7 protein-coding genes and 1 pseudogene are annotated in these 17,117 nt (G+C 49.9%); 2 read left to right on the top strand and 6 right to left on the bottom strand.

Annotated elements, in window-relative coordinates; translation table 11 throughout:
• Nucleotides 1-664 precede the first annotated feature (664 nt).
• Nucleotides 665-1,606: a cysteine synthase A gene (gene cysK / locus MXE39_RS08105; protein ID WP_246978027.1), complete on the bottom strand. Its 942-nt coding sequence runs from the start codon at nucleotides 1,604-1,606 to the stop codon at nucleotides 665-667.
• An 827-nt stretch (nucleotides 1,607-2,433) separates the two neighbouring features.
• Complete coding sequence (locus MXE39_RS08100) at nucleotides 2,434-2,706, bottom strand: hypothetical protein (protein WP_247073931.1); 273 nt, start codon at nucleotides 2,704-2,706, stop codon at nucleotides 2,434-2,436.
• 454 nt (nucleotides 2,707-3,160) lie between these two features.
• On the opposite strand from MXE39_RS08100, the gene MXE39_RS08095 reads away from it, so the two are divergent.
• Nucleotides 3,161-4,246: a hypothetical protein gene (locus MXE39_RS08095; protein ID WP_246978029.1), complete on the top strand. Its 1,086-nt coding sequence runs from the start codon at nucleotides 3,161-3,163 to the stop codon at nucleotides 4,244-4,246.
• A 117-nt stretch (nucleotides 4,247-4,363) separates the two neighbouring features.
• Here the strand turns inward: MXE39_RS08095 and MXE39_RS08090 are convergent, their stop codons facing one another.
• Entirely contained in the window at nucleotides 4,364-5,338 is a 975-nt protein-coding gene (locus tag MXE39_RS08090; protein WP_246978030.1) for a flagellin, read from the bottom strand.
• A gap of 904 nt (nucleotides 5,339-6,242) precedes the next feature.
• Nucleotides 6,243-6,563 carry a GNAT family N-acetyltransferase gene (locus tag MXE39_RS08085; protein WP_246978031.1) on the bottom strand — a complete coding sequence of 107 codons (321 nt, stop codon included), beginning with the start codon at nucleotides 6,561-6,563 and terminating at the stop codon, nucleotides 6,243-6,245.
• A gap of 1,457 nt (nucleotides 6,564-8,020) precedes the next feature.
• Between MXE39_RS08085 and MXE39_RS08080 the strand changes: the two genes are divergently transcribed.
• Complete coding sequence (locus tag MXE39_RS08080) at nucleotides 8,021-9,064, top strand: LacI family DNA-binding transcriptional regulator (RefSeq protein WP_246978032.1); 1,044 nt, start codon at nucleotides 8,021-8,023, stop codon at nucleotides 9,062-9,064.
• Nucleotides 9,065-10,474: 1,410 nt separating this feature from the next.
• Here MXE39_RS08080 and MXE39_RS08075 read toward each other — a convergent pair.
• The gene (locus tag MXE39_RS08075; protein ID WP_246978033.1) at nucleotides 10,475-13,507 is read right to left on the bottom strand and encodes a hypothetical protein; all 3,033 of its coding nucleotides are present in this window, start codon (nucleotides 13,505-13,507) and stop codon (nucleotides 10,475-10,477) included.
• A gap of 3,179 nt (nucleotides 13,508-16,686) precedes the next feature.
• Nucleotides 16,687-17,117 (bottom strand): annotated as a pseudogene (locus MXE39_RS08070) (hypothetical protein); the annotation flags it as partial.

The following is a 17,117-nucleotide window of genomic DNA, read 5'->3' as shown; positions in this document are numbered from 1 at the left end:
ACATTGACAGGCCGTATAAAAGATTTAATGACTGCTCTGAGTGCGTCATGCATTCTCATGCCTCAGTTAAAGTATCAACTATATGTTCCGGCAACAGCTGGACAGTCTGAGAGGCTCACCAGAGCATGCGCACAGCAGGGAATCATGGAATGTTAAAACCAGTCTTAAAGCATGGCGTCACCTTGAGTGTATTGGCGTGCCTGACAAATATAAGTGTCAGTCTACTAACAGCAACATGGCAGGCCTGCTCATGCAATGTCAGGTCAGAATCATACAGGGCAGGTCATGGCAGGCACAGGTATGGGAGGATCATGAAGGTCAAGCCAGGCACAGGCATGGGCATGGGAGGCTCATGCAGGGCAGGCCAGGTACGGGATGGTCAAGCCCGCCTCAGAGTCGGTATGGAGGAAAATGTAGGTGATGCCGTAGTTCAGATCCTGGGAACAGGTAGTGGCTTTTGCTTTGGACCAGATTTAAAGAATTCAGGGAAAGAAAAGGGGCAGGTATCAGAAAAATGACAGGGAATGGATGGGGAGAGCAGAACTGGGCTGCTGTAAGGGAGAACCTGCCAGAAAGGAATATTCGGGGAGGGATTGCAGAGGTTGCCGCCCATCTGGGCGGCGGTCCGGGACCGGCCTGCTGGCCGGTCGGGGGATTTTTGCTGTTATTCCTGCTCGTAAACAAAGAGCTCTGTTGAGAGGTAGCGCTCACCAGTATCTGGCAGAACTACGACAATGTTCTTGCCCTTGTTTTCAGGCTGAGCGGCAAGAGTAAGAGCTGCATGCATGGCAGCACCTGATGAGATGCCTACCAGTACGCCCTCTTTGGTGGACAGGTCGCGGGCTGTAGCAAAGGCGTCTTCATTGGCTACCTGGATAACCTCATCGACTACATTCTTATCGTAATTTGCAGGGACAAAACCGGCACCAATACCCTGAATCTTGTGAGGACCTGGATTACCGCCGCTTAAGACTGGAGAGGCTGCAGGCTCTACGGCAACAATCTTTACACCTGGAATCTTTTCCTTAAGCACACGGCCTACGCCGCTTACGGTACCGCCAGTACCGACACCTGATACCAGAATATCTACCTTGCCATCGGTATCTTCAAAGATTTCAACGGCAGTGGTGCTGGTATGAGCCAGAGGATTGGCAGGGTTTTCAAACTGCTGGAGGATAATGCTGCCCGGAGTCTGGTCACGCAGCTCCTCTGCTTTGGCGATGGCGCCTTTCATGCCCTGAGCGCCAGGGGTAAGTACCAGTTTGGCACCACGGGCCTGCAGCAGACGGCGACGCTCCTGACTCATGGTGTCAGGCATGGTCAGAATCAGCTTGTAGCCTTTTACAGCAGCCACCATGGCAAGGCCTACACCGGTATTGCCTGAGGTTGGCTCAATAATGGTTGCACCTGGCTGCAGCTTGCCGGCCTTTTCGGCCTCTTCAATCATGTAAAGAGCGGCACGGTCTTTAACGGAGCCAGCTGGATTGAAATACTCAAGTTTGGCAATTACCTGAGCCTGAGCGTTGCGCTCGGCAGCAAGGCGGTTAATGGCAAGCAGTGGGGTACGACCAATTAAAGCGGTAAGGCTCTGAGCGATTCGGGACATTGTTTTGATTCCTTAATTGTTTAAATTCTCTGAGCTGCTCCCAACTGCTTTTAATGCTGCCTGACTGATAACAGAGCGCAAATGTCCCTGGATTAAGTCATTCGGGCGGTAACCGCCACATTGAGCCGGGCTCTACATCCTGTTTTGGTAATTACAGGTGAGCAAGGGCAAGCAGGTTGAGGAGCAGCTGCGCTGTCAGTCATGCTGCAACAGCTACAGTCTGATTCCATAAAAATTGTCCTGATCTGACCACATAACAGTGGACCGTTTCGGGAATATGTACTACCAGAGAGGCTGCCCTGCCCGGTGCACTCTGATTTAGAGGACTGCGGGAGCATCTGGAAGTGGTTTTATCCTAGCACGGCCACCAGGCTTACTTTTTATCAGCTGCAAAATCGTTGTCATCAGGGCCTTTTATGTCATTTTTTGATGCAAATCACAACCTGCGCTGGATTTTCCTTATAAATGCGGTTCAGAGCGCAAAACAGCCGCAAAATTGCCTTTTTTCTCACCAAAACAGCGTTTTTTCATGCAAATTAATGGTGCATAAGCAGTCATAATCTCTCCAACAGAACCCCTGCAGATGCAAAGCCGACAGCCTCATACATACACCTGCAGCACGTTCTCTAACTTCACACCCGAAGTATGTATACAGAATATCCATATTCCAAAGGGCATACAGCTCTTGTAGGGCATGAGCCAGACCTTAGCAATGTCTTCCCATGTATAGACATGCCTTGCCTTGGAGACAACGCACACTGGCAAATGTCGCATAACGCCCCGTTGGCTGGAGATAATCAAGGCTAATCAAGGCTAAACAGGGAAAGTCAGGGCCAATCATGGCAAGCTGCTGTATGCAATGGTGTGGAAGGCAGGGCAAAGCAGAGCAGTGCAAGTAGAAAATTCAGCGCAAGCAGGAAACGCCAGTAAGGCAAGGACACGCCGGGTTTGACCAGAAAAAGCTGCGCAAGCAGGAAACAGCAGTCAGGCAAGGATACGCCGGGGGTGACCAGAAAAAAGCTGCGAAGCGGAAACAGCAAGGCTGGCCGAGGCATGCTCTCCCAAATGAAGTTAAATTGACCTGATCTTGCGTGGAACATGGGTGGTGGCTGGGCCATACTGTTGCTGGTACAGCTACTTGCTTGTAACTTTGGAGTTGATATCTCTGTAACTGGCGTGTTTAACCGTATGGCAGATTGCTATCTGTCGCTGTCTGCTATCTGCAGGTCTGACATGGAACAAGCAGGCAAGGGCAGGAAGTAGCAGACTGATGTAAGGCCCTGGCAGCTGCAATTGTGGTGCACTGCCACAGGTATGAGCACTTGGAGGCAAAATCGGTTATGTTATAGGGGCTGTACCCATGCGCTCCACAAGGTAAGTCCCGGTCCCCTTATTGAGGGCGATGTCACCCATGGACCTTTGCTGGAGTGCTGTCTTACTGGGACAAATGCGGTACATCCCAAAGATTATTTCTGTCAGATACCGGGCTGGCGCTGTCTAAGCAAAAACTGGATGAAGCAGCCCTGTACTCTGGCATATGGTGAGGATTGACTCTTGGTAGATTACTCAAAACAGCTAAGTCACATTATTGGTGAGCTTTCAGCTGAAGATTCATTACGTGGACTGTTTCAGCAGCATCTTGAGGGCAATCCTCTGCCTTCGGCCCGTGCTGTCAATGAAATAGTAAAGCTCTCCCGGGCTATTATCTTTCCGGGCTACTTTGGCAAGTCCAAGATCAACCGCCATACTGTGTCCTATCACATAGGCCTGCAGGTAGAGCAGCTTTTTGAGCTCCTGACAGATCAGATTGCCGCAGCGCTGTGTTTCCAGAGTGCTGATAATGAGCACCATGCCCGTACCACAGTCAGTACCCAGCATAACCGTACCCTCAAGCTCAAAGGATCTCCTGCGACAGCTGCTGCCGCCGCAACCGGTACCGAATCTGGCAGTACAGCAGCTTCAGTGAACTCAGACTGTGGCTGCAATGATCCTGACTGTGAGTGCTCTGAATCTCAGGTTGGTGAGCAGGGCAAGCAGTGCCTGAGCTGCGATGATGAGGTCAAAGAGCTGGCCCGCTCTCTTGCGATACAGTACATTGAGTCACTTGGGGAACTGCGCGCCAGCCTGGCTCTTGATGTGCGTGCCGCCTTTAACGGTGACCCGGCTGCCACTTCCTTTGGTGAGGTTATCTGCTGCTATCCTGGCCTGAGAGCTGTAAGCAACTACCGTATGGCCCACAGACTTCTTACTCTTGGCGTTCCTTTAATCCCAAGAGCTATTACTGAGCTGGCTCACTCCGAAACCGGTATCGACATTCACCCTGGTGCCCGCATTGGAGAAAGCTTTGCCATTGACCATGGCACCGGCGTAGTTATAGGTGAAACCTGTATCATTGGCAACAACGTAAAGATTTATCAGGGCGTAACTCTCGGAGCCAAGAGCATACCTGTTGACAATGAAGGCATGCCTCTTAACATTCCACGTCACCCGATTCTTGAGGATGATGTGGTTGTGTACTCAAACGCCTCTATCCTGGGACGCATCACCATAGGCAAGGGTGCCATCATTGGCGGTAACGTCTGGGTAATCGAGGATGTTCCGGCTGGTGGCCGCGTTGTCCAGCAGCGCGCCGACCGGTAATCCATGGCATAACCGGGTTCCATAAGTTCATTGTCAACTGACAGACAAAAAGAAAGGCGGATCAAATGATCCGCCTTTCTTTTGGCTACAGCAAAAGCTGTCAGTCGCAGGTCTCTATTACTGACCGAGCAGGCTCAGAGCAATAGTAGGACGCTGGTTGGCCTGAGCCAGAACTGTCTGGGAGGCCTGCTGAATAATGTTGTTCTGAGTCAGAGCAGCGGTCTCAGAGGCGAAGTCTGTGTCACGAATTCTGCTGCGAGCATCAGCCTCATTTTCAGAGATGGAAGCCTGGTTACGAATAGTGCTTTCCATGCGATTTTGTAAAGCACCAAGCTCAGCACGGCGTGAGTCTACAGCCTGAATCAACTTATCGATAGTGCCCAGGGTATAAGTAGCTAAAGATGCTGCAGAAATAGTCCATCTTACTTGTGATTTTGCGTTCTGACCATCAATTACCAGACCATTTTTGGCATCCTTACCAGCACCAGTAATATCGTTGGCAGCGCCAACTGCAGCCATCTTGGCAAGACCTGATAAGGTGAAAGCATCAGCCCAGTTGAGGGTAAGAGTGTCGTTAGCATTGGCGCCAACCTGGAAAACCAGCTTACCATCATTTGGAATAAGGCTGTTGCTTACCTTAAGGTGAGCAGTAGCATTATTTGGGTCATTCTTACCATTGATAACAGTTGCACCGGCAAAAGTGGTCTGACGGGCAATACGGTTGATTTCCTGGGACAGCTGGGTAACTTCTTCCTGGAGAGCCTTGCGGTCTGCTGTGGAGTTTGTGCCGTTGGCGGACTGAACTGCCAGCACACGGATACGCTGCAGCATGTTGGTGGTCTCGTCCAGAGCACCTTCAATGGTCTGGGCAAGGGCAATACCGTCATTGGTGTTACGGTTGCCCTGGTTGAGGCCATTGATCTGGGAGGTCAGACGGTCGGAAATCTGGAGGCCGGCTGCGTCGTCCTTGGCAGAGTTGATTCTCAGGCCTGAAGAGAGGCGCTGATAGCTGGTATTAAGGCTCAGAGTAGCATTGCTAAGCTTGCGCTGAGCATTAATGCTAGATACATTGGTATTGACATACAAGGCCATAAAAGTTCTCTCTTTATCGTTCGATTAAGTCGGTCAGAACTGGCTTATGAAGCTTCTGATCAGACTGAATTCAGATACTGACGTTCGCTTGAATCATGCGACTGAAAGTACTTTTAGCACTAAGCATGCCAGGGTGCGGTTATGCTTTCCAAAAGACCATAAAATCAATGAGCCATAAGAGGAATGCCTGTGCTTTTACCCTTAAAGCAAGACCTCAGAAAACTGCAAAAAGCTCATAAAATGAAAGTCGCTTGCCATCAGTGGCAAGTTTATCATCCTCTCATCACGCCTGCTTTTCAGCTCCTGTCCCCATCATTAAGCCCAGGATCCCCTCCGCTCATAATGCTGCAACTGCCATGTCATTAAACGACATTCAAATACCATTTCAGGCGGCAGTCACAGTGGTGGTAGCTTGCCAAAGTACGATATCAGCTTTTTGCATTATCAATGAGAGGGCATGGTGCTTTATAAAAGTAATATGGCAGCAAATGCTGCAAATCATGCTTCTTGCTCCTGTTGCCTGCAAAAGAAACTAAAACGCAAAAGTGATGCTACGAGCTGCAGACGGCCAGTGTTCATGAGTAAAAAGCAAAGTGACTGGGATATTTGTACAGGAAGGATGATTTGCTGTCAGAGCTACTGCAGAATGTGTGTAGAGGTGCTGTTGGCCTGGATTTGGTGGGAAATGACTGTTCTGCTGTAAGTCAGTGTGGTAGTCAGGATGGCAGGGTGGCGGGAATGGCCAGGAATTGCGAGGTAAATTTGCTGCCTGCATAAGCAGGCAGCCTTGTGGTGCCGGGACTGAATATGGTTGAGGAAGGGATCGGTCCGGCAGCTTTGATTGAGGAGTATCAGGAGGTGCTCCGCTTATTGGACTGTAGCGGGCTTTTGCCCGTGTATGGTCTCAGCCCTGATGACGGCCTACAGCGCAGCCGCCTTCAACGTGGTCGCAGCTGGCAGTGCCATTGTACTCAGGATGACGCTTGAGCCAGGTTACGGCATAGGAGCAGGTAGCAAGGCACTTGAGGTTGTTATCACGGGCATAATCATAGGCTGCCCTGGTAAGTTTGCCAGCAATGCCCTGACCTCCCAGAGGCTCTGGTACCAGAGTCTTTCTGATATCAAGGCCGCCATCATAAATCTCATAAGTCAGAAAGGCACGGTGACCATCGATAACAGTTTCAAAGGTCTCAGCTTCAGGTAAGTGAGTAATAGTGATATCCACTTGGTATTTCTCCTTGAACAATAAATGGGGCACCGGCCCATTGGCCAGCAGAGTAAATCTTGCCTGCAACCGAAAGCTCCATCACAGAGCAGCTGCAGGAATAGAGTAGAGCTATCCTGGCACAGCCATGGTCCAATAGCTAAGATATCTTTTCTCATATGGGCAAGCAGATCAGCTGGCCCTGGTTTCCGGGTTTCTCATCAGGCTAATGTTGCAGCAACTTATAAACGGGCTGACTGCAGATATCGCAAGGCAGCATGAAATCAAATACGGCTCTGGTTCAGGTGCCGGGGCATGGGTACAGACAGGGCTTAAGTGCAGGTGCCGGGGCATGGGTACAGACAGGGCTCAAGTGCGGGGGCCGGGGCATGGGTACAGACAGGGCTCAAGTGCAGGTGCCGGGGCATGGGTACAGACAGGGCTCAAGTGCAGGTGCCAGGGCAGGGGCACAGACAGGGCTCAAGTGCAGGTGCCGGGGCATGGGTACAGACAGGGCTCAAGTGCATGTGCCGGGGCATGGGTACAGACAGTGATCTGGTTCGGGGGCCCGGGCTGAAAAGGGTACAGACAGTGGGCATGGACGGTCTGTGGCGCGTCTGCAGTTGTTGTCAGCATGGCACTTTTTGATGCTTATTTTGATTTTTAGTCTTTCGGCATTTAAGTGAGCAGTCAGTGCCTGATTGATTATTATTCGGGCGTTCTGATTACTGTGCTGCAGGGATGGCACTATCGCAAAAGCACAAAAGCACGTGCTTTTGTGTGCAGGTTTTACAGGAGTCGAGGGGTAATCAGGTTAAAAATTTCTTCAACCGCAGTAATAAATTGTGCTAATTTGGTGCACGATAGGCTATGATTGTCTGAAACAATGTCTGCAATCGTTTACGATTATGGCTTTTTACCAGAGATTATCGTGCCTGTGCCTTTTGGCACAATGACATATTGGAGGCTTCTGGGGACAGCTGTAAGAGGCAGGGAAACTCCATGGTTAAGGTCCTGACCTGAAAGAATATCAGGCGGCCTCAACTGGCATTATTAAGGGGTTTCCCTTTTGATATGCGGTGAGCAAGTCGCAATACGTCATACATCAAAAGGTATTTAATGGCAGTTTCTGTTACGAGCAGTATGCAGTCTGGGCACTCACACAGCAGGTGCTCATGCTGCAGGTTTAATGTGTTACCGGCATCTTTATCCTGGTAACAGCGGTCCTGTGCACTGTGGTCTGTAAACAGATTACAGAGCTGTCTGGATCCTTTATCACGCATAAAATGAATACTGAACAAAGCAGGCATGAGTGCATCCTGCTGCCTGCAGCGAAAAGCGGCTCAGGAAATATGCAGTGGCCAGCTGTCACTGCTGTATGACCATTGCCACAACAGGCATGCTTTATTGCGACATATTTACCTGAGCTCTGTTGTCTGGACAGAAATTATTGAGCTCCCAGCGGGCAAGGAACTAGGATGACTGTTACCTTAAAAGACTTATCGCAAGCCATTGGATTATCTGTTGGAACTGTATCCCGTGCTCTAAACGACAAAAGCGAAGTCAGCCCTGAGACGGCTGCCCGTGTAAGACAGCTGGCTGAAGATATGGGCTATGTCCCAAACCGTGCCGGCCGTGCACTGTCCGCTCACCGTAACCACAACACCATTGGTGTGCTGTTGCCGTCAATTAATGCTCCTTTCTTTGATGACATCAGACAGGGCGTCAGGGATGCAGAGAATGAATTTGGCGACCTTGGCATCGATATCACCATGCGTGAGGTGGAGGGCTGGGACGTAAGCGTTCATCTTAAGGCCATAGAAGAGCTGCGTGATCTTGGCTGTAAAGCTCTTGCTCTGTGTACAGTTGATGATCAAAGGATACGAGACTATCTCAAGGAAATTGAGGCATCTGGTATTCCTGTCCTGCTTATGAACAATGAAATCGACAAGGTGCCTTACCTTTGCTATGTAGGTCCTGACTACTACATGTCGGGTGTCATTGCCGGATCTCTGGTTGATAAATGCCTTGAGGGTCGTGATGTTAATGCTCTTGTCGTAATAGGCATGGAAGGACACCGTGGCCATGCTCAGCGTCTGAAAGGATTCAAAAAGGCTCTGGAACACCGCAAGAACTGTAAGATTACAGGTGTGTTAGAGGGGCAGGACAACGATATCATCACCCAGCAGGTCACCATGGAGGCTCTTCGTCAGCATCCTGAAATCAACTGCATTTATATGGCATCCGGTTCAGGTGTCAGTGGCCTTGGTGCGGCTGTTATTGCCAACACTGCAAGAAAATTCTTTGTCGTTGCCTGCGATGAGATCTACTCAGCCCGTGAGCTGGTCAAGTCAGACATTATCGACTTTGTAATCTGCCAGGAGCCTCATGTTCAGGGCTACCAGGCAATAAAGATTCTTCATGAATATCTGTCCATGCCTCGCATTTCACGTCCAGCAAACTATATTGTGGAGAATGTCATCAAGCTCAAGAGCCACTTTATGACAACCCCGCTCAGATAATCATCCCTTGATGTCCATGCAGCTTCGAAGCATCATCAGGTATGCCATTTATTCATGCCATGGGCATCAGCTGTCAATGGTGACCAGGGGCAGACATGCTGCTGCTTTGCAGCTGCAGTGCAGACAAAATAAAAGCCAGCAGTGACGTGAGCCACTGCTGGCTTATTCGCGCTGACAGTATGGGGGTCAGGCACAGACACAAAATAAAACATAATATAAAGCATATTGATGCCTGTGGCTCAATAGCAAGAGCCTCGAGCAGGCATTACTGCTTTTTTACAAAGATATGACCCTGTCGCTATGCGCAGGGTCTTATTTTTTGGTTGTTAGATACTTTTGGTGTCATCACTGGTGACAGGTAACGAAAAGAGATTCCAGGCACTGAGAGTGTGAGGAATGATATTCAATTACCTGATTTTAAGCCGTACTGATAAGCTTAATATCATGGTGTTTTTCGTTTGAACTGTCGCAATGCAACGGTGACTACTGTGCCTGATGTCTTTGGCAGGAGCTGTATGGCAGGGCCATATGAGCTAATGCAGTGACATCATTCATTCTGCTGCATGGATGAGCAGAACAGGCACTGCGATCTGTCTTTGATCAGGCAGATCAACAGTGTGCTGTCATTTCAGCCGTGACTTATTGCTGTCCAGAATCTCATTTTTACCCTGTCGTCACTTCAATATGTTTCACTATATCTTTGGGAGATGACTGCATGGCTGGCGTGGCCATTGTGAGTATTCAGGTCGGCTGCATGGTCTGGATGCAGGATGATGCTGCCTCCACCTGCATAATGCCGATAAGTCATGGCCGGCTGCAGACAACCTGAAAAGAGTGTGATTACAGGTTATCTGCAGCAGGGCAGCTGCGCTGTATAGCAATGCCCTGCACAACTGATCCGCACGGCAGTCCTTAGCACAATGTGCCGTAGCGGAAAATTCAGCTAAATTATTGTACTCCTGTTAAAGATCATATTTTCAGAAATCTCTCAAGTTGTGGACCATATCTAAAAATAAGCCTGAATAAAGGCCTCTTTAAAAAATTATGTGCATTTTGACAGGTATTTCATGTCGATCTTTTTAAATGAACGAATGCGTTAAAAGACAGAATTTCAATACATCCAGAACTGCTTTCAGCACAGCTTTTCCGCCTCATAAAAGCCCACTTGCTGCGCCAGGCCCGGCAAGCCATGCAACGGCTGTCACCTCACCATCGGTCACGCTCATAATGCAGCAGTCCACTCCTATCGGGCAACGATCAGTCAGCAGCAGTCCAGCCTCATTGAGCAATGCTCAGACATCTGCAGCCCATCCCAATCTGGCAATGCTCGGAGTGCTGCAGTCCAGCCTCATTGAGCAACGCTAAGAACGAAACAGGCCCGGCACTGTAAGGTGCCGGGCCTGAGTGTTATTAGAGTCGGTGTTTGCCCTGAGAGCGACTTTCACGACCAGAGACAATGTTCTCGTTGACGAAGTTGGCCTGAGTATCGATGGTAAAGCCGCCACCTTCATTACGGAAGGTTCCGGTATTGATCATCACGGCCATCTGCTCGGTTTTGACATTGCCGGTCTTTTTCACGGCAAAAGCACCATCATTGAGTACGCGGGCACTGTGAGTAAACAGAGCTGATCCTGAGATCTCAAAGGTATGGTTGTTAAGCAGCTGGGCATTGTCAGAGATTATGAGCTCACCTTTTTCTTTCTGTCGGAAAGCAGCTCTGTTTTCAAAGACGGCATTGCGGCTGATGGTAACCAGTCCCTCAGGTGTGAGGATACGGCGGTTATCAAAGCGGCTGTGACCGCCAATACTCATTTCTGCTCCCTGACCAAGAAGCAGCCTGCCAGCGTTTCTGACCTTGCTCTTATCCATGATATACAGGGAGGCGCCGCTGTTTAACTCAATGGTGCCGACATTCTCAAGTTTGCCCTTATTACGCAGATGAGCTGATGCCTGATGCAAAATGAGCTGACCGCTGTTGCGTATTTCGGCTTCATCACTGAAGGTCAGCTGGGCCTTTGGCTCGAGGATTATACGTCCAATATTCTTAAATGTGGTGTTGCCACGGGTATTAAGCCAGCTTCCCTGTGCCATGTGCAGAAGTCCACTGCAGTTAAAGCTGCTGCCATGGTCAATATTCAGAGCTGATCCCGGTTCCATATCAAGCTCGCCGCGAAGTTCAATAAGACCACCATTGCGGGCAGTGATACTGCGGCCTTGAGTAAGCTGAGCCTTGCGTCCGGCTTTAATAAACAGGCGACCCTGTACTACCGTGTCCTGAGCAATGAAATTACCGCCCTGCAGCTCAAAGCACTGACGTGGTCTGATTTGCTCCGGCAGTGGACTGCCAGCTGGCAGCTCGATACAGGGCAGAGGTCCTTCATCAGCCACCTGGGCATGTGTCGGTGCGGCATCTGGCGGTGCGGCAGCTGCATCAGGTGCTGGCGCAGCAGCTGCTGTTGCATCCTGGACTGCTGGAGCAGGGGCAGCCACATTGGCAGTGCTTACTGCCGGAGCGCTGCCATTCATGGCAACAACTGGGGCGGCTGCAACAGCTGCGACTGTTGCAGCGGTTGCACTCTGTCCTGCATCAGTAATACTGTTGCTCAGTGACCAGGCATTGCCGGCACTGGCAACCTGCTGTGATGGCGCAAGGGCTGCTGGCGATGACGGGGCAGCAGGATCGCTGCTGGCCTCGGCATAGGCAGAGCTGTACCTTGGGGTCATGGCATTGTTATCAATCAGATTACTGGCACTCTGAGCAAATGAATCTGATGGTATCACCATGTCTGAAACTGAGCTGGCGTGATAGGAGACTTCAGCTGGCAGTGTATTGCCACTGTCATTTGAAGCTGCCGGGACTGCAGGTACTGCAGAGCCCTGCAGGCCATTGCTGGCTGCGCTCTGTGGTACAGGTGCCGAGGTACTGGAGTCTGGGCTGGTAAAGGCTTGCTGGACATTAACGGCAGCCTGCTGGTCATTACCGTCAGTTTGCCGGGTCGGTATGCATTCTTGCTTATATGATGACCATACCTGAGCTGACTTGTCGTATACAGCTGAAAGTACCGGTAAAGTTACATCAAATACGGCGCTGAGCTCACTGGAGCTGATGCTCTCCATACCGTCGGATCCGACCATGCTCTTAAGATTCTCGATATGAGAGGCGGCAGGATTATCAGATCCGTAGCCATAGCTGTAGGCACCCTCAGAGCTTGCTACTGTGTGAAATACCGGCCCCATGGAGCTGGCAGCGGCTCTTCTTACTGCCATAAAGGCTGCTTCAGAAGAATGGAGCATAATCTCTGCTACTGGCAGCTCATAGTGAGCCAGAGCTACGAGCGGAGCGTCACTGAAGACAGGCAGTACCCTGTGATGCCATCCTCTTGAGTTTTCCAGTGACAGGGAAATGCTGGCCGGATCAAAGGCCGAGGAGCCCATGGCATGTACCTGATCTGAGTCGTTGCCCGATGATGGATGACAGACTTCATCGTTCTGATGACGATAGCGCGACAGCATATTGCCTGAGCCCGATCCGGATACTGTGTCTGAAGTAATGTCAGTGCCTGAAGCCGGCATTACAGCAAAGTCAGTTTCAAAATCAGTGGATGCTGAGGCAGAGCGCTCAATTACCTTGCTGGAGTCGCCATTTGCTTTCCTCTCAGTTGTGGAGCCTGTTACCTTGCTTTGTGTACGGGCAGCATCTGCCTTGCGGTCAGCTGATCTTCTGTCCTGAACTGACTTGTCTGAAGCATCAGACTTATGGCCATCAGCTTGTGAAACATCTGCTGAAGGGGCAGGGGATGAACCCGAATCGGCAGATGCTGCATCATTGGCAGGCCTGTTGTCTGCATCATTATTCTTGTGAGCCTCAGCATAAGCAGAAAGAGCGTGAGGCTGCAGACGGTTGCCTTTATAGCCTGGCAGTGGTGCAGGAGCGTTTTTCAGGGAGTAGTCATAGCCCTGATAAGGCAGAGGCTGCACATCAGGATAGCGCTGCAGAATAAAAGGTGAGTTCTGCTCGTGGTTATTACCGGTAATTAAAGGGTAAAGCGGCTCAATATGCTGCTCAGCAGGCAGGGTCAGACCGCCCTGAACAGCATTACCAGCCTGGTCATGAGCTGTGGATGCTCCCCTGAGGGCCTCTGGATTGTGCTTGAAGCCCAGTGGCATATCCTGACTGACAGCATCAGCAGAATATGAAGCATATGCAGAGTCTGCAGAATATGCAGTGCCATCGGCTGCTGCCGGCATGGCAGCCAGTACAGCCGCTGCAGCAAGAGCAAGAGCGCTGCGACGCAGGACCTGACCAGGGCGATTGTGCCTGCACTCACAACGGCCAGAACGGCTGCGTGACTTTGACTGTAAATGTAACTGTGCCTGTACCGGTGACAAATCCTGATTAACTGGCTGAGGCTGTTGCTTTGGCTGTGCCTGTGTATGGTTCATGGCCAACTCCTGAACATTGTCATATGCTGACTGCTCAGACATTAAGCGTGATAACGCAGTGCGTCTGGCTGCAGTGCAGTTATCTGCAATGCAGTTACCTGCAATGTTATCTGTCTGAATATGAGAGTTGTTATGTGCCATGGCCTGAATCTTAATCTGTGGTGAAATCTGAGTCTGATGCTGTTTGTGAGCACAGTCCTGAGCATTAACCTCAAAGGTCCTGCTGTCGTGCCCCCTGGTACTGGTCAGACTGTGCGCCTGCACGACTGAAGGGCTGTTGCAGCGGCTGTTGTCCTGTCTGTTCAGGGATGCGCGACAGGGCGGCTCAGTCTTTACCATAGCGCCAGGCATTTCATTGCTTTGAGTTCCATATTGACCGGCTGTTGCGGTCACCTGAACAGTTGCAGGCATAAAGCCGGGCGCTGCTCCTGATGCCCAGGAAGAGAGTGGGGCTGGGGCGGTATGATCTGAGAGTGAAAGTGAAGCAGGAGTGGTCGTGACTGAATTGCCTGGTATTACTGCGGTTATGGCACAGCCTGTATTGCCGGCCTGGGAGGCAGGAGATGTGAAGCTGGCAATGTAAGCAGGGGAAGACTCAGATAGAGAAAAAGGGAGAGAAAAGCTTTGCCTGAGCAGAGACTTGCTCATTGTGGCAGGGCATATTGCAGGGCATTTTGCCGGGAAAGGGGCTGATGATGAGCTGTCAGTACGCTCTGAGCTGTGTGCAGCTGTGCTGCATGCAACAGAGCTGGATGAAACAGAGATTGATGCATCAGAGCTGGATGAGTCAGAGCGGGATGCGCCAGAGCAGGATGCATCATGGCGGGATGCAACAGCACGGGATGCACCAGAAAGTGGTGTAACAGCTGCGCATGATTGCTGGTGTAAGTCAGCAGGACTTATGGTTGTAAGCCGGCTCAAGTCATGGAAATTATGGCTGCCGTCAGAAATGGGGGCATCAGAGGTATATGTAGAGTGGGCGCCTGTATGGTCGAACTGGTTAAAGTTGTCTTTCCAGGTTACATGATGGCTTATTAATGACCAGATAACCGACGGGCAGCATCCACAGGACGCTGAGCCACCGGCACCAGTCGCCGCTGCAACTCCATTAGCAGCAGTATTTTCCTTGCCATCAAAAGCCATAACCACAAATACACCTGATTTATGAACCAACAACACAGCCGTCAGAGCGGCATGAAAATATGAGTAGTTTATCAGTACTTCAAACCCCATGCATCCTGCAAAAACACTAACTTTGCATTTTCGCAGGCCCATAGCCACGTGGCCGGACAAAATTATGGTCACCAGGGCGATAAAATGCGACTTACTGGCGCTTATCTAAGGGGGTTAAAACAAGACATTTTAAAGGACATTTATGAGCATTTCAGCTCCTGAAGTCTGAACAGCAGACCAAAGCAGCTGGAGCCCATATGTCACAACGCTTCGCTCATGCCAGATGGCGCTTTGCCCTGTGCTCGTGGATGGGGCGTGCCTTGCTGTTAATGGCTGTTTTGCGTTGTGCATACCTTTATAACAGGTATTAAGACCTGCGTAGCGGTGGAAAGTTCATGATTTTGTTAGCTGCTTATGCAGCATGAGAATAGATTTTTGCTGATCTGTACTGCGATCTTTATCGTTGGAACTGGGGGCTGTAAGGGCCTTTGCTTATATTTGGGGCAAGGTACAGGTCTTATACCCTGGGCTTACTCGGGAGTGATTCCCGGATGTGATGTAAGCTGAGTGTACATCAATGTAAGCGTTTACAGATAATATAGTAAATGAAGTTTACAAAGACATGGTGCCAGATATGGCTTTATTGCCTTACAGTGCGGGGTAAAAATTAACCTGGTTAACAAATTTCCAGTGCTGCTGGCGCAGAGATTTGTTGCATTAAAAAATGCAAAAAATGAAACAAAACTTTTCATTTCTGCAAAAGTTGCATCAGTTAGTTATGGGTAAGTAAATCTGTTTTGTCAAATCATTGCACCAAAAGTGAGTTTGACAGTGTTAAGTAACATAAAGACAGAGATAAACATGTGGATAAAAGGCTGATATATGCGGATAACAGCGGGGCTCCCAACTTCTGACACCATGTGTTGTTACTGGTAACACAGTGAAATAAAGCTAAAAAATTTTTTGTAAAAAGCTTGATCCATATCTCAATTTTGAATATCATGTACCCAACAAAACGAACAGAGCAAAGTGGTCGTTTTGCACTAACTAAACTCGTAGTTAAACTCCTTTTTATAGACAATCCTCCTATTTAAAAAAAGGTCTGGCGCGAAACCAGGCCTTTTTTATTTGGTTTTTACCAGCTTCCCTGCCCCTCCATCCCACACATCATCCCCGGCAAACACCCTCTGTCAGCAGCCACGATCTCCTTTTATTCGTATCGCTACTGCTCGGGGTATCACACTCACTCTTTTGCATTACTTTATGCAACAAATCCTGCAACAAAAGTCACGTCCACTGTTTCATTGCAGCGCTGTCTCACAATGAGAGCTTAGCTGAATACTTGTCTCCTGCCCTCAGAGCACCTGGCAGGGCTGTCACAGCCTCATGTATATGTGAAATGCCATAAACAGGCTTTAGGAACACTGTTCGTAAACTGTTCCCGACCATACGCACTTGCGGCGCATTCTCTAATACGGACAGTAACGGCCAACTGTCCTTTGCTGCGGACAGCGGCAGCCATGTATCCCATGCATTAACGTGCATGTTCTTGCGCAGTCATGCCTGCCTGCCTGCCTGCTTGCTTGCATCCATTTCATGCGGAGCAGGCTCGGCTGTTTTGTCCCGACCAGCAGGGCTTTACTGACTCTTCATACTTAACAGCACAATATCGGAACAGGGAATGCCGGAAAATCAGGCGGATACAGTAGATGCAGGGCAGGGCTCAGATGGACAGTAAATGGCGGGACTGCTGGATGCAGATTTGAGAACGGGCGGCTGAGCTGCACTGTGGATGGCGGGACTGCTGGATACAGATTTGAGGACGGGCGGCTGAGCTGCACTGTGGATGGCGGGACTGCTGGATGCAGATTTGAGGACGGGCGGCTGTGCTGCACTGTAGATGGCTGGAAGTACACGGTGGGGCAGGGATGATATGCAATAAATATTAGTACTAAATTTCAAAAGTTTTGACCCACCCCCCTGACATAGCCGGATACAGAGGGATATCAAAATCCAAGCATACGGGTAAGCTTATCCTTGTATTCCTTGACAGCTTTAGGGCTGGGAGCCTTTTCAGATGTAAGCCTGAACAGGTACAGTCCAATTGTATAGAAGTAGCAGAAGCCTGAATTGTTCAGACGCAGACCAGCTTTGCATCGCTCAACAATATGCTCAAACCGCTTCTTCATTTGCTCCAGAATTCTTCTCCTTGAACTCAGGTGATTTTCAAGGTTGAACTGGATGTTGAAAGGAATAGGTTTTTTTTCATATTCCTGGTACCACTTCAAAGAGGCAGATTCAAGTTCATCAACGCTATTCCATGATGCTCCTTTGAGCACTGCATTGGAGTAAATGCTGAAGTGTGCTTCAACCGGGTTGCACCATGATGAGGTAGTAGGAGTGAAAATAAACTCAAACTCAGGGTGTGCGTTGTGCC

It is taken from the genome of Anaerobiospirillum sp. NML120511 (assembly GCF_023050955.1).
Classification (GTDB): Bacteria; Pseudomonadota; Gammaproteobacteria; order Enterobacterales; family Succinivibrionaceae; genus Anaerobiospirillum.
Note: the sequence above shows the minus strand (reverse complement) of the source record. Positions and strands in the feature narration are given on the sequence as shown.

Coding starts and splice junctions, on each gene's coding strand:
- cysK (WP_246978027.1), bottom strand. CDS start 1,606: ATGTCCCGAATCGCTCAGAGCCTTACCGCTTTAATTGGTCGTACCCCA.
- MXE39_RS08090 (WP_246978030.1), bottom strand. CDS start 5,338: ATGGCCTTGTATGTCAATACCAATGTATCTAGCATTAATGCTCAGCGC.
- MXE39_RS08080 (WP_246978032.1), top strand. CDS start 8,021: ATGACTGTTACCTTAAAAGACTTATCGCAAGCCATTGGATTATCTGTT.
- MXE39_RS08075 (WP_246978033.1), bottom strand. CDS start 13,507: ATGAACCATACACAGGCACAGCCAAAGCAACAGCCTCAGCCAGTTAAT.
- MXE39_RS08100 (WP_247073931.1), bottom strand. CDS start 2,706: ATGTTCCACGCAAGATCAGGTCAATTTAACTTCATTTGGGAGAGCATG.